Consider the following 13,831-nt stretch of genomic DNA (forward strand, 5'->3'; position numbering starts at 1 on the left):
ACACGCAGGTGATCTGACGGTTTGTCATAACCGCGGATGTCTCTGCCCTGTGCCAATCGCGTTGGCATTATTATTTTGTTGGCTGGAATATTTCGCCAGTCTCCATCAATTGTTGGCGCAACCAATCATGGCGATGTTTGGAAATGTTGAAGGCTTACTTGTTTTTGCGCGCAGACCTTGCCGATGTCATAGGCCAGTTGCATCCCGTCAGGGTTCGTGAAATCCCGAACCAAGGCTAGTTCCTTATCACTTATCGTCACATCCAATTCCGCCTTGAGCCAGCGATGTTCTAGCCCCACATTATACCGTGAAAAGCCAAACAGTGGGGTGGAACCCAGCTGGAAGTCAGACAGATCTCCGATTTCGCTATTGAGGTTCCATGCGTATTTGCAGGCTCCCAGAGATTGCATCACGCTAAGATTATGTATCTCGCAATCCGCGATGACGCTTGAGACGGCTTTGATTGCCATGCTGGCAGCTGGTTCGCGAAGAAAGCCGCCTTTTGACATCCGTTGCCGGAAGGTGCCTGTTCCAATTGAAACAATATCAAGCTGATCCAACCCCGTAGACCAGCCATAGCCGTATTTAGGAGCGGTCACCAACAAGAGCAGGGCAAGCCCTGGCATATTGTGGGGGGATACCCCTCCGTCTACGAATAATCCGGGATCTTCGCCTTTTACGATCTCGATCAGTTCGGGGGAAAAATAATAGGGCGCTGCAGTAGATGCGCGCACGATCTCGGCCAGACGATAGTTACGGTTGCCGATGTAACTGCCATCCGCAGCATCCTCCCAGAACGCCCCATTGGGATTATTGTGCACAATCCACGGGCTTCCGGTATCCATCCTCTTTGCGATGATCGCGAGGCTGTTGTGTATGCGATCACTGTCCAGCGTAGCATCGCCGATGATCTCTTCCAGCTGCGCCTTTAGCATCCGCGCGTCAAAAACAGATTGGACCCCCCGAATGCGCCAGCGGGGTTTGCGAAACACCTTTGGACCAAGGCGCATGTAAAAGCGCGTCAAATCTTTGGGCGACAGGCCAAGGCTCAGGCCCGAGGCGATGATTGAGCCAGTAGAAGTCCCTCCAACAAGATCGAAATGCTGGTTTAAATTTCCCATTCCAGCTTTGGCAAGCAACTCTTCAATCCGCTCAAGAAAGGCGAGGGTGATGATGCCGCGCACGCCGCCACCGTCCAGTGCTAAAATATTGCGTTTTCGCAGATTAGTCTGTGGTTCCATCTGGATCATCTTTCGAATTTTCAGTCCAAGCGAGGCAATAATCCCTGCAAAGAACAATGGATTTCTGGAAGTATGATGGGGGGCAGTGACCTCGATCCTTTATGATAAAAGCGAACGCACCTTTGCCCGATCATATTCTTGAATTTCATCGCTGAGTTCGTCGTATGGTTTTAAATCAGGGTGCATCTTTTTGTCATTGTCGCGCTGCTCTGCATAGATCCACCCGTCTAATTCGCGGTCAATCCACCATGCATCATGTTCCAAAGAAGCGAGGATTTCGATGTGCTTTTGATTGGCGTCAGCCCTGTTTGTGATCAGTTGTTGTGCGCTAAAATTTAATGCCGCTGCCTGATCGGCAGCCCGTCGATTTGCATTCTTAAAGGTCTCGGACAATTGCCCCCAAGGTTTGAGAGAGGCGGCCCTGTGGGTTTCGGCGTCTTGCTCTTTTGCGCGATCTAAAAGGTACTGCTCATGAAGCTGTTTTGCGCTGGCTTCTCGCACTGTGTCCAAGGCGCCCCAGCTGCACACTTCATCAGAGCGGCCAAAAGGTTCAAGGGTTTCGGCCAGATCATTGGTTTTTATGAGTTTCTTTTGAGAAATAGGTTGTGCCTGATCTTCATGCCTGCGGCATTTCAGGAATTGATCTTCGGCGCTTTTCTTTTGTGAAAACACAAAGATAGGGATCTGTAATTCAGGCATGCGCTGTGCGCGTTGGCGGATGGCGTTCCCGATCTGAATGTTGCTCATAGGTGAGGCGAGGGCGCCTTCGGCGATGATAACCGCCGTTGGAATTTCTGCCTTGGCAAGAGCACGCTGTAGATTGGCCTCATCATAGGGTGCGGTTGCTTCACCTGTTTCATGGACGATTATGTCAGCCGCCCAAGCCAGTGGAGGATTTCCATCCTTATCATCTATCAACTTGGCAAGGGGCGGGTAGTTCAAAGATAGCATCTTTGACAGCTGTGATTGCATCTCAACAACCCAAACGATTTGGGGCTTGTCTGCCAGCAAAGACGGCGAGCTTCGTAAATAATGCGTAACAATTTCTGCGGCTTCCGGCGTTGCCCCAAAGACCAGCAGTGATACACGCCCTTGACCCTGAGAAACCGCCAGTTCGGTGAAATTTGTTCGCGATAAAAGATCAACAGCAGCAGCCTTTGGATAGTTGAACAACCTAAGAGATGTTTGTTCACCAAGGCTTTGCATAAAGTCGGTGTTCAGTTCGAGCTGTTGGTGAAGGCTCACGTCACTGATGTGAACAACAACGTCTTTTGGGTAGGTAATATCAGCATCAGCCAGCCCTTTGATCAGTTCCAAATTCCCCGCGTCAGTCCCTGTCGAAATAATCACGCGTTCGGCTTTGCCAATTCGGCACGCTCGCATCTGGTTGCGAAGCTCTGTTTCCTCGGTTGTTGCGTAATGCAGACACCCTTCTGCATGTGCCTTGTCTCTTATTTTTTCTGACGCGTTAGGGTCGACGACAACCACGGTTTTGTCTCGGGGGCGTTGCTTGGATTTCAGGAAAAGGCGCGCTTGCGTGTCAAAGCCAAGAAGCAGGCTATGGCCGCTTGCAAAGGAAATCCTGAGCTTTTCCAGCTGCTCTTTCAAAACGGTGCCCAGTAGCGCCAAAATTGCGGCGAACGTCACCAATGCACCAAGAGTTTCAGCTATTGTCAGAACCCAAGTTCCGCTACCGGCGATGGCGCGCGGTTTTGCGCGGAACACTTTTATCGCTTCGGGAATGGTATCCAATACGATCTTTACGCTTTGGCCGATGGAGGGGGGAGTGCCTTTTGCCTCGGCAAAATTCTGGGTCAAATTCCCCAAAAAGCTCAACGTAAGGGCTGCCAACGCGGCCCAAACGAGAGTTCTTCCAAGGGTTGAACGTTTCTTCAGTAGCTTTAACATCCAAATATCTCTTCAAGGCAGTGCAGGCAAAAAAACTACCTGATTGACGGGGTGAACACCATAGTTCAGCTGGATCTGATGTGTCGCGCCCCCCTTCTTCCCATGATCCTAATCTTGGAGACGTTCAAAGAAATTAGGGATCGGAACCAATCTGGAAAAGATCGTCGATTGGTTAAACACAGTCACCTCAAGCATGGCACCCGTTGCCTTGGGGCCCGTCTGATCAAAGATGAAATTCCCAAGCGAATAGACCATCTGTGCAGCACCGCCATTTATCGCCTTCACGTGCTTTGATGCTTGGTGCGAGTGGTGCCCAACCACCGCAGAGACACCACAATCGGCAAACCGAGAGGCGAGGTCATGCTCTTTCTGGGAGGCTGTGTTGGTCCATTCCGCGCCCCAGTGGATGAACACGATCAGGGGAGGGGGCGCGGCCGAGTTGCAGACCTTCTGTACATTTTCAGAAATGGCTTGTGCGCTCATGGCTGGTTCATTGTTGCGCAAAAGGGTCAAAGGAATAATGCGCAGCGGGCCAAGGTCATAGACCTCTCCGGATTGCATGGCATGGATGTTATTGGCGTTTAGATTGCCGATGGTCTCGTTCAGGCCAAAGTCACCAAAATCAGCGGTGTGATTATTGGCTAAACTGGCCCCGACCACAGAAAGGCCCTTAAGAAGGGGCGATGCAATGCCATCTACCATGACATGCGATCCATTGGGGGCTCCTACGGGGATTTCATCCAAAAGCACGCCTTCCAAATTGATCACAAACGGGGCATCTGGTGGTTTGGGCAACAGGCTTTTTACCGTCTCGGTCGCCGTTGTTCCCTGCTTGGTAAGGGGATCTTGTAAATACCGGCCAAGTAAGACATCGCCTGCGAAATACACCCGTTTTTGATCTGGAAATTCCCGCTGATATCCAAAACTGGGATCTTTTGACCAGACGGCGGTCACATAGCTTGTCGTGTTATCGGGCGATCCACCATATTCCGCCTGATTGCGGTTTGCGATGACCAGCGGATGTGCGCCAAGCGCCTTTTGAACTTGCATGTGAACAGTCAAGGATGCCTTGCTGTCCAGATGCCTTGGCTGTTCCAACCCCACCACCAAATCAGCATCTCGCGCGGCAATAACGCTTATGCTTTCTTGATCCTTCAGCACAGCACTACGCCGGTCCAGATAGTGGGAAAAATCTGTGGATTGAACGAATAACGTGCGGGGGCCCATCATGGGCAAAACAAGGTCTGCAAGTGCTTGCAGGTTCTTTGGCTTTGCAGAAATAGAGGCCAGAATGGGAACTATTTTTGCTTCTGGGAAAAAGTGCTTCACAAAGGGGACAACCGCCTGAAACCCATGTTCCATTGCCAGCTCTTCAGCGCTGAGCAATTCAAATAAATCCTCTTGGCCCATTAACGTGGATACATGGTCTTGGTTGGTCTGTGATTGGCCGAAAATGGTCTCAAAAGAGGCGCGCGTTGTTGCAAATTCTCCTTCAACCGCTCGGAAATGGTCTGGCGACATCAGAATAACCGTGTCGTAATCTGCTTCTGATGCTGCCCAAAACCCTCGTGCAATCAGGTCTGCGGCAACCAGATGATGCGGGACCAAAATACCCGTTGCACCTGATCCAATCTTGCGGTTTGGGCGCTCTTTTTCGATCGCATCAAGATAAAGCGATACATCCTTGGTCGGTAGGTAGGGGTTTTCAGCTTGGGCATCGCTGGCAGAGACCAAAGCAAGGCTCATTAAGGCCGTGAAAACCCACCTCTTTAGTTGATTGATTTTCATTCGGGCAGGACGTCAATAATGCTTCTTTTTGTGCCGGAGGTCGGGATTTTCCCATTGCTCAAAAAGCCCCACTTCCCGTTTAATTTGATCGGTGCGATCCCTTCTTGAAAACGAAAAACATCCTCGTATTTTGGGGGGACGTATTCCTGAATTCGGCCATTCTCCAGCTTTAGAAATCCGCGCTTTTGGCCGATCCGCATTGTGGCGTAACCCTCATGAAAGGAATAGGCGCGATCGTATTTGGGGCGAAACGCATACTTGCGCTGCTTTGTCATATATCCCCATTTCCCATCGATTTTAATGGGCGCAACCCCCATCGAGAAATCGCGGGCGCCTTGCAACGAACCGGGTTCCCAGAACGCGCCATTTTCATCGATGTATCCCCAAGATTTCCCGTTCAAAGTAGCTGCCGCCCAACCTTCGCGCTTTGGTCGGATGCTGTGGTAAAACCGGTTCCTGTTGGTGCGCACTTCGATGCCTTGCCAAGGGACATTCATAACCTGCGCTTTTCCAGCTTTAAAACTGGCGACAGCAACCCCTTCGGAAAATCCTGTCACTGTGTCCGCATTTTTGAACCCGCCATCATAAACGTGCACTTCTGCGTTGTCGTGAATGGCCACTGGTTCCAAACCCGGAGAGGCCAACATGACCCGCCACGTCCCTTGTTTTGCGTTGCCAGAGCCGCCAAGTGCCGGAAAAACATTTCCTTCTCGTTGGCCTATTTGATCAAACTGAAACGAGGTTTCGACAACGCCCAAGGCGGTAATGAACCCCCATTTCCCGTTTTTCGATGCTGGTGCAACACCATCTTTAAAGACACCAATATCATCATATTGCAAAGGGATAACGATTTCGCCGGCAGAGTTAATAACCCCCCATTGGCCGCCCTTTTTGACTCCAAAACGCCCGTCGCGCCCACGGCGAATTTCGTCATACTCAAACGGTACAATCGTTTTGTTTTCTCGGTTGATAAACCCCCAAAGCTTGCCCGTTCGCACTGGGGCAAGCCCTTCGTTAAAGTGGCCAACCTGATCGTATTGAGGCGGGATCAAAATCTCTTGTGCGGCGAGCTGTGCAACATCGCAGATCAAGCTAAAGGCTGCGACAGCAGCGAGGTGAAGGGTATGTCTCATTTTGGGATCCTCGGGCGCAGGTACGCCAAATCAATCGGCCGTGAAACGATGGTTTGACCATCGCTTAGGTTGAACTGTAACCGGAACCTGTGGTTGGAGTTCTTCTCGGCCTCAAAGGCCAAGCGCCAGCGAGACGTGACGCCAGCAGGTACGGTATCTTTGATCGGAACGCGCAGGCGATAGTTTTCTTGATCCAGTTTCAGGCGAAAGATTTTGACAGTCGCGTCACCTGGGCTGCCACCTTCGCCACATTCGGCTAAAGGCATGTTATGCGCGCCTACGGGGATTTGGAGCTTGAAGCTGCCTGATTTATTGACGGGGGTCCCGTTATTGTCGCGCCACTGATAGTCGATGTTGCCCTTCACGCCGACCTGAAGACCGCTCACGTTCACGGCCATCGCCGGACCTAATTCGCCCGCAGAGGATTGAACGGTTTTGATGCAATTCCGTTTTGCCGCGTTCAGGCTTTCGGTCGTATAGCTTGCTGGTGCGGCACATTGATGTCCGCGCTTAAGGGCCGCAACATTCGCCCCTTTTTTCGCCAGCACAGGAACAAGATTTACAAAAGCCTCCTCACTAAAATTCGGAATATTCAAAACCTCTGGGCTACCGATCGGTGCATCTTGAGTGTCGACAAACTGAAGGGTCATTTTGCCATTCTCAATCTCTGACCACCCAAAGTTTTCCAGCAGGAAATCTGGCGCAAAAGCCTCTCCAGGGCCTGAACAATCATCAATTAGTTTAAAGGCATGAAGCATCGGATCGCGGTCGGTTTTACTTGAATCCACCAATAGCGAACTTGAGGTGATGCGCACATCAGAGCGCGACTTGTTCTCAAATTCAAAAACCAAACTGACGGGCTTTATGTCTTCTTTTTTGATCCCCAAAAAGCCACCGCCAGAATGGCGATCACCCGCTTCGCGGGCTTCCATGGTGAGGGGGGCATTTCCGCGCCAGACATCTAGAATGCGCTGCGAGGCTGGGAAAATGCTAAGGGTTTCACCGGTTGCGCGGCTTTTGTACATCGCCGCTTTTTCGCTGGTAGACAGGTTTGAGAAATTCGATTGACCCGAGCGGTTTTCCAAAACAACACCGACACGGAAATCATCGCTCAATTGTGCATTCAGCACCTTTGGTTCATACACAATATTCCGGCTGCCCGCGACTTCGTCACCGTCTTTCCACACCGCAAGATATTCAAGGTCGTCGGAACGTTTCACCAATCCTTCGCCTTGCGCTTTTCCGTCAACGAATGTGCCTTCAAAGATGGTCCCGTCAGAATCGATCAGACGCCCTTCGCCATGCAACTTGCCCTGCTTGAAACCGCCAACATAATGATCCCCATTGGTGAGGGTTAGGTAACCAGTGCCATGCATTTTGCCCGCCTGCCACGTACCATCATAGCTGAAGCCAGATTTGTGCCGATAAACACCTTCACCCTCTCTTTTCCCTTCCCGCATGTGGCCCATATAGATCGCGACAGTTGCGTCATGTTCATAGGTAGCTGCGCCAATGTCCCGCCAAACGACTGTGCCTTGCCCCGAAACGCGCCCTTGCTTTGCGTCAGAGATCACATCGGGCGTCCACCGAAAGGTTAGCTCGGACTCCAGCGGGCTTTGCCAGACCTCATAGGTCTGGCGGGTCAGTTGGTCTGTTTCTTCATTCCATACCAGATGCGTTTTTACTGCCCATTTTCCCTCGGCTGGGTTTTGGGCTTTGCCGCGGACCTGCGCATCAACAAAACGGGTGTCAGTTGAGATCGGTTCGACGGATTGGGCGAAAACAGGCTGTAAAGGTAACAAAAGAAATGCGCAAAAAATGAAGTTGTTTTTAGTCTTGATCATGAAATTCTCCGAGACCTTTGGCAAAACGCCTCTTAAGCGTAGAATTATTCCTTTGGCTATGTCACGATAAAAATGGCTGAGAGGGGGCGCGCATTTTCTATGGAACGGACGTACCGTCTCTTTTTGTCATCACCAAGTGACGTTGCCGTTGAAAGAGGAATTGCGGATCGCGTTGTAAAAAGGCTCAACGCCGATCTGGACGATGCCTCGATAGAAATCATTCTTTGGGAGGATCATTTCTATACCGCAGATAGCACCTTCCAAGATCAAATCGCCAAACCATCCGAGTGCGATGTTGTCGTCTGTATTTTTTGGAAACGTTTAGGATCCGAGCTGCCTGAATCTTACATGCGCGAAGACGGCTCGATCCCAACGGGGTCTGAATTCGAATTCGAAGACGCTTTGCATCGCGCAACCGAGTCGAGCCCCAAAACGCCAGATGTTTTGGTTTATCGCAAGACGGCACCAGTTACGTTTCAGGAAGATAACTTGGTGTTTGAAAAGGCCCAAAGAGACAGCTTTCTTTCATTTTGGGAGCGATGGTTTCACAGTGAAAAGGGGCATTTTGTTGCTGGGTTTCAATCGTTCGAAACCACAGAGGATTTTGAACCTCTTTTTGAAAAACACCTCAGAGCGTGGATTAAATCACGCCAACCCGCTGTTGACGGGTTTAAGGGCTCGCCGTTTCGGGGATTGGAATCTTATTCCATAGAGGATGCCGACTGTTTCTTTGGGCGTGATCGCGAAACGCAACGGGCGCGCGCGCGCTTTATTGTAAATGCGGCTTCTGGGCATCCCGTGCTCTTTTTGACAGGCACTTCGGGGTCGGGAAAATCCTCACTCATTCGTGCAGGGGTTCTGGCGAACCTTAGAAAATCGGGTTCAATTCCGACAATCGCAGATGATGTCTGTATTGCGGTTGAAACACCTGCATCTTTGATCAGATCAGGGGACTGGGCAAATGGTTTGGCGACGTCGCTTTTGGGGGTGCAAAGCCTCGGAGCAGAATTGGCCAACAGCGATTTTGGCACGGCCCAAGCCTTGGCTGAATTGTTGCGCAATAGCCCCGCCAGTGTTGCATCGGTCATTTGTCGTGCTTTGGACCGCGCATCAGCCAGCAAGGGTAATGGTCACCGCATGACCCTCTTGCTCACCATCGACCAACTGGAAGAGGTGTTTAACTATCCAGCTGACGAACGAACATCCTTTGCCAAGTGTTTGTCGGGGCTTTTGGCTCACGCAAATACCGAGAGGCCGCAGGTTGGTTTGATTTTTGGCATGCGCTCTGATTTCAGGCATTTGTTAAACGGTAACCCAGAATTAGCGGATTTGGCGGGGCTATCAGATGTAAAAGGCCCCAATGAAACCGAACGCCTGTTAGAAATAGCGCATCCAAAACCTGGTGACCTACGTGATATCATTCTTGGGCCTGCAAAACTGGCAGGGCTCACCTATGAAACGCAGCAAAATCCAGCCAGACAGCTTGCGGATGAAATAGAAGAACAGGCCTCCAGAAACAGCCTTCCCGCATTGCAACTGCTGCTGACAGAGCTTTACCAACATCGTGACGATACACTTTTAACGCTTGCTGCGATGGACGGTTTGGGCGGCCTTGGTGGCGTTGTCGCCAAAGTCGCCGAGGCCGAATTCGAGGCGATGCCTGCCTCTGTCCAAGCGGCATTGCCTCGAATCTTGCGCGCCTTTTCTGTTCAGGATCCTGAAAACAATAAAACACTCGCGCGGCGGTTGCCCTCGGATACCTTTGAAAAGGGCACGTTAGAATACGATCTGGTACAACGCTTTAGCGACAGGCGTTTAATTGTGAATGACGGCGAAACCATGCGGATTGCGCATGAAAGCCTGTTGGCTGATTGGCCGCGCGCGGCCGAAATCATCGAACACAATCGCCGCTTTTCCGCTCTCCGAGACCGCCTTGGCCAGCGCGCCATCGCTTTTGATACAGCGCCAACAGCAGATGCCAAGCAAATGTACCTAACAGGGTTCGATCTGAACGAAGGCCGCGAGCTGCTGATGCGTTGGGGGGCAGAGGAATTATCGGATACTCACCCGACGCTGCCCACCTTTTTACAAGCCTCCATAAAAGCAAACCGAAGGAAGAAACTTTCTCGGATCGTTGCGGGCGTTTCGGTCTGTGCTGTCGTGTTGGCTGCTGCTGTTTGGGCGTGGATGTTCAATCTCAGGGCACAAGAGGCAGACAAACGCGCCGCCATCAGTTTCCAGCTTGCAAAAGCGGGGATCGACTTGCGGATGGGGGATGAACTTTCTGCGATTTCTGCGGCTTTAGCGGCGACAAACATCGAAGATTCAATCGACACACGTAACGCGCTTGCAGAGGCGCTGAGCGAGCTTTCCCCTTTTCACAAAGCCACTTTTGCCGCAGCAAACCAGCTGGTTCTTTGGCAAGATGAAAACGCCCTTCAACTGTTTGGTACTTCGGAAATCAAAACAGTGGATGTGCAAAGCCAGCTTGTGAGCACGCAAGTTCTGTTGGAAAGTAACCAGCCCTTGATTGCCGCACATCCGACTTCGGATGCGGGGTGGCTTGGGGTTGCGACAGATGGCACCATCTTGGATGATAAGGGGCAGAGCTTTCCGTTTGAGCAGGACGAAGTAGACCTCGTTCGCGCAGCTCAAGCGGATATTAAACAACTAGACGATGGCACCTATCTGATTGCCTTTGCGGACGATTTTGCGGGGGCATGGGTGGTGCGATGCAACGCTGCTGTCGCGCTGCGTTGTGAAACGGTCAATGTTTTGGGCGGGCAAGCAACGGCGGTGTCATGGTCGAACGACAATCCAAAGCTCGCCGTGGCCTATGTTGATGAAAACAACGCGCCGGTGGCGGCAGTGTTTGAACGTTCAACCCTATTTACCGATCAGGCCACTGCCATATCCGAAACCCATGGCGATGTTGGGGATGTTTGGCTTTCTATACAGTGGCTCACCGAGGAAAAATTTGCGCTCGCGGCAAGATCTGGTGCGCTGACGCTCTCCACACCTGAAGGGGGTACTGAAACAATCCCTCTGGGGAACCTACCGATATCCGCCCAAGACTGGTCTGCCACGCGGCAGATGTTGGCAACGAATTGCCACGCATTGCTGATTTGTCTGTTCGATGAGCATGGTCGCGAGGTCGCTAGATTGAGCGGTCACAGCCAAGTCATCCTAGATTTAGCCTTTTCGCCAGACGGGCGCATGCTGGCGTCTAAAGGGGATAACAACGAAACGATCCTGTGGACGATCGACCAGAACCAAGAATTCATGTCGTTGCTTCAATCAGGCGGCAAGGTGCAGACGACCGCCTTTACCACGCAGGGCGGGCAAGTCGCCTATGGCGATACAACTGGAACTGTCTTTACTGGGGCGACCACCGCGCACCCGTTTTTCCAATTGAAAAGCAACCGCTCGGTCGCGTTTTTAGCCTTGAGCGAAACAAATGCCATGGCCGTTTCTGATCGGAACGGGGGGCTGGCAATTTGGCACGCAGCGTTTCCCATGACGGAACCTGATCTTTGGCTTCCTGAGCAAGACGCGCAGAGGCTGGCGTGGCTTGCAAATGGCGATCTGGCCTTCACAACACGAGCAGGAGAGGTCGGCACCATACGGCTTGCGGATCGATCGAATAGGGTGACGGTTGTTTCTGTGCCTCAACGGGCTGACGGCATAACGGCGCTTGGCGTTGATGCCTTTGCAACCAGCCATACAGGTGGCGGCATATACATCTGGTCCAATGATGGGCCAAAAGAAGGGCGTCTTTTGAATGGTAACTCTTTGCAAGAAGGCGATTTTTCCGCCTTTTCAATGAGTGCGACACCATCTGGTGAATGGCTTGTGGCCACGCGCGGGGACAGTAAAGTAAAACTGTACAATCTTAGTGATCCAGAAAAAGAGGCAAGCGTAGGGATATTGCGGCCAAACTCCAAGGCCAGCTTGTTTTCGCCCTTGGGGGCTCAGTTGGCTGTTCTTGATGCCGATGGGATGCTGTATATCTGGGATTTTGACGCCACGACCGGCTGGCTGGATCAAAAGTTTGTCCTGCGGATGTTACCCAAACAGATTGATCCTGATGGCAACAAAAGAATAGTCGGCATTGGCTGGCTGGATGAAAATTCCCTTGCTGCCAGCGTGGATGATGGAACAATCTACCGATTGGAAGTCAGGCCAGAGCAACACCGTGATTGGGCAAGCAAAGTTGTAAAAAGCGCTGAACGCTAAGTTCGCCAATAGCGGAGCTTCCCCCCAAAACAAGCTGTGAAGGCAAAAACGCCGGTTAGGAAAGACCTCGTCAGGCTTACCGAAGGAAGTGTTCTGAGACCGTGCAAGGCGGTTTCAGGGTACTGGAGAAGGTAAATTACTTTGGTAGGGCAAGCGCCCCGCAGCGGCACAGTTTGCGCAACACTAGCCGCAAGTTGTCGCCAAACCACCTGCACGATAGCTGGGTCAATTTTTTGCATTGGGATGCCAAGCTAGCGGCCTGAGGTTCCCTTTGTGCATTCCCTCTTCGGAGAAGACGTGCGAACTTGTGGGTATGACCTTAGGCACCATCATCACCGTGAACGACCGCATGCAAAGCGGATACAGTTATGAACTCACGGCGAAAACCGGTGATGTGCAAACCGATGAGTTTAAGCCCCATTTTTCTCCAGCTCAGATGTTGGAGATGGGCGTCTTTGAAGGCAAGTATTGCAACGATTGCACGGATGAATTTCCCGAAAGCTGGTTTGCCAATGCCAAAACCAGCGATACCCCTGACGTATCGTTGAACTATTTCGGTATCAAAAGCAGACAACCCTTGTCAGTTTGGCAGCAAAAGGGATGGGTGTTTGAACCTGATCCGCGCGGCTGGTTTCAATGGTATTGTCGCTACTACCTAGGGCGCCGATTGGCGCAAGTTGATCAGCTCCAGATCAAACGCTGGCGCGGATTTGCCCGCCACGCAGGGCAGATCAGGGCAAACTGCGAACCCGCAGACATCTTCTGCCGCCCGCGCCAACGCCAAGCGCTGTTGCAATGGTCATATGACCCGCTGATCTAGCGTTACAGTTTCAGATCAACCCAGACAGGCACGTGATCTGACGGTTTTTCATAGCCGCGGATGTCTTTGTCGATCTGGCAATCGCGCAGGCGATCCGCCGTATAGGGGCACAGCAGAAAGTGGTCGATGCGGATGCCATTGTTTTTGTTCCACGCGCCAGCTTGATAATCCCAAAAACTATAATGCCCAGCGGCCTGAACGCGGGCGCGAAAGGCCTCGGTCAGGCCAAGGTTCAGCAGGGCGCGCCATTTGGCGTGGCTTTCGGGGCGAAAGGCCGCATCGCCGATCCAGCTCTCGGGTTTTGCCGCGTCTTCGGGTTGGGGGATGATGTTGTAATCCCCTGCCATCAAAAACGGGGTTTCTTCGGCTAACAATTCTTGGGCGCGGGCGTGCAGGCGGTCCATCCAGCCGAGTTTATAGGCGTATTTGCCGCCCTCTACGGGTGTGCCGTCTTCCTCCAGCTCAACAGGGTTGCCATTGGGCAGATACAACCCACACAGGCGGACGGAATGGTTATCCCCAATCACAGTCGCCTCGATATAGCGCGCCTGTTCGTCGCTCTCATCACCGGGCAGGCCGCGTGTGACGTCTTCGAGGGGGAGTTTCGAGAGAATGCCAACGCCGTTAAACGACTTTTGCCCAAAGACTTCTACGTTATAGCCGCGCTCTTCGAAAATCTCGGTGGGGAAGGCCTCATCGACCGATTTGATTTCTTGCAACAGCACAACATCGGGCTGCGCTTCGTCCAGCCAGTTAGGCAAAGCGTTGATGCGGGCCTTGATGCCGTTGATGTTGAATGTTGCGATCTTCATGGTGCAAGGCTCCTCTGGCAGGGTCGCTTTGCTATCGCGCATATAGGGC

8 protein-coding genes are annotated in these 13,831 nt (G+C 52.0%); 2 read left to right on the top strand and 6 right to left on the bottom strand.

What is annotated here, in order from left to right:
• Window positions 1-125: 125 nt before the first annotated feature.
• The 5 genes from Z948_RS0115155 to Z948_RS18535 all read right to left on the bottom strand — a co-directional run bounded on the left by Z948_RS0115155 (window position 126) and on the right by Z948_RS18535 (window position 7,914).
• Window positions 126-1,241, bottom strand: a complete 1,116-nt coding sequence (locus tag Z948_RS0115155) for a patatin-like phospholipase family protein (protein WP_052836233.1) — start codon at window positions 1,239-1,241, stop codon at window positions 126-128.
• Between the two features lie 99 nt (window positions 1,242-1,340).
• Complete coding sequence (locus tag Z948_RS18530) at window positions 1,341-3,149, bottom strand: RyR domain-containing protein (RefSeq protein ID WP_052033128.1); 1,809 nt, start codon at window positions 3,147-3,149, stop codon at window positions 1,341-1,343.
• A 108-nt stretch (window positions 3,150-3,257) separates the two neighbouring features.
• Window positions 3,258-4,937 carry an AmmeMemoRadiSam system protein B gene (gene amrB, locus Z948_RS0115165; RefSeq protein ID WP_052033130.1) on the bottom strand — a complete coding sequence of 560 codons (1,680 nt, stop codon included), beginning with the start codon at window positions 4,935-4,937 and terminating at the stop codon, window positions 3,258-3,260.
• Window positions 4,934-6,070: a WG repeat-containing protein gene (locus tag Z948_RS0115170; protein ID WP_025060410.1), complete on the bottom strand. Its 1,137-nt coding sequence runs from the start codon at window positions 6,068-6,070 to the stop codon at window positions 4,934-4,936. Before Z948_RS0115170 ends, amrB begins: the two co-directional genes overlap by 4 nt.
• Window positions 6,067-7,914: an MORN repeat-containing protein gene (locus tag Z948_RS18535; protein WP_025060411.1), complete on the bottom strand. Its 1,848-nt coding sequence runs from the start codon at window positions 7,912-7,914 to the stop codon at window positions 6,067-6,069. The genes Z948_RS0115170 and Z948_RS18535 overlap by 4 nt, the downstream gene beginning before the upstream one ends.
• Window positions 7,915-8,013: 99 nt before the next feature.
• On the opposite strand from Z948_RS18535, the gene Z948_RS0115180 reads away from it, so the two are divergent.
• Both Z948_RS0115180 and Z948_RS0115190 read left to right on the top strand, forming a co-directional pair.
• On the top strand, window positions 8,014-12,150 hold the full coding sequence (locus tag Z948_RS0115180; RefSeq protein WP_025060412.1) for an NACHT and WD repeat domain-containing protein: 4,137 nt from the start codon (window positions 8,014-8,016) through the stop codon (window positions 12,148-12,150).
• 313 nt (window positions 12,151-12,463) lie between these two features.
• Window positions 12,464-12,970, top strand: coding sequence for a hypothetical protein (locus Z948_RS0115190; protein WP_025060414.1), 507 nt, complete (start codon window positions 12,464-12,466; stop codon window positions 12,968-12,970).
• A gap of 2 nt (window positions 12,971-12,972) precedes the next feature.
• Here the strand turns inward: Z948_RS0115190 and xth are convergent, their stop codons facing one another.
• Complete coding sequence (xth, locus tag Z948_RS0115195) at window positions 12,973-13,782, bottom strand: exodeoxyribonuclease III (protein ID WP_025060415.1); 810 nt, start codon at window positions 13,780-13,782, stop codon at window positions 12,973-12,975.
• Window positions 13,783-13,831 lie beyond the last annotated feature (49 nt).

This window comes from Sulfitobacter donghicola DSW-25 = KCTC 12864 = JCM 14565 (assembly GCF_000622405.1).
Lineage (GTDB): Bacteria > Pseudomonadota > Alphaproteobacteria > Rhodobacterales > Rhodobacteraceae > Sulfitobacter > Sulfitobacter donghicola.

Bases quoted from the DNA above. Each gene is read 5' to 3' on its own strand.
- Z948_RS0115155 (WP_052836233.1), bottom strand. From the start codon at position 1,241: ATGGAACCACAGACTAATCTGCGAAAACGCAATATTTTAGCACTGGAC.
- Z948_RS18530 (WP_052033128.1), bottom strand. From the start codon at position 3,149: ATGTTAAAGCTACTGAAGAAACGTTCAACCCTTGGAAGAACTCTCGTT.
- amrB (WP_052033130.1), bottom strand. From the start codon at position 4,937: ATGAAAATCAATCAACTAAAGAGGTGGGTTTTCACGGCCTTAATGAGC.
- Z948_RS0115170 (WP_025060410.1), bottom strand. From the start codon at position 6,070: ATGAGACATACCCTTCACCTCGCTGCTGTCGCAGCCTTTAGCTTGATC.
- Z948_RS18535 (WP_025060411.1), bottom strand. From the start codon at position 7,914: ATGATCAAGACTAAAAACAACTTCATTTTTTGCGCATTTCTTTTGTTA.
- Z948_RS0115180 (WP_025060412.1), top strand. From the start codon at position 8,014: ATGGAACGGACGTACCGTCTCTTTTTGTCATCACCAAGTGACGTTGCC.
- Z948_RS0115190 (WP_025060414.1), top strand. From the start codon at position 12,464: ATGACCTTAGGCACCATCATCACCGTGAACGACCGCATGCAAAGCGGA.
- xth (WP_025060415.1), bottom strand. From the start codon at position 13,782: ATGAAGATCGCAACATTCAACATCAACGGCATCAAGGCCCGCATCAAC.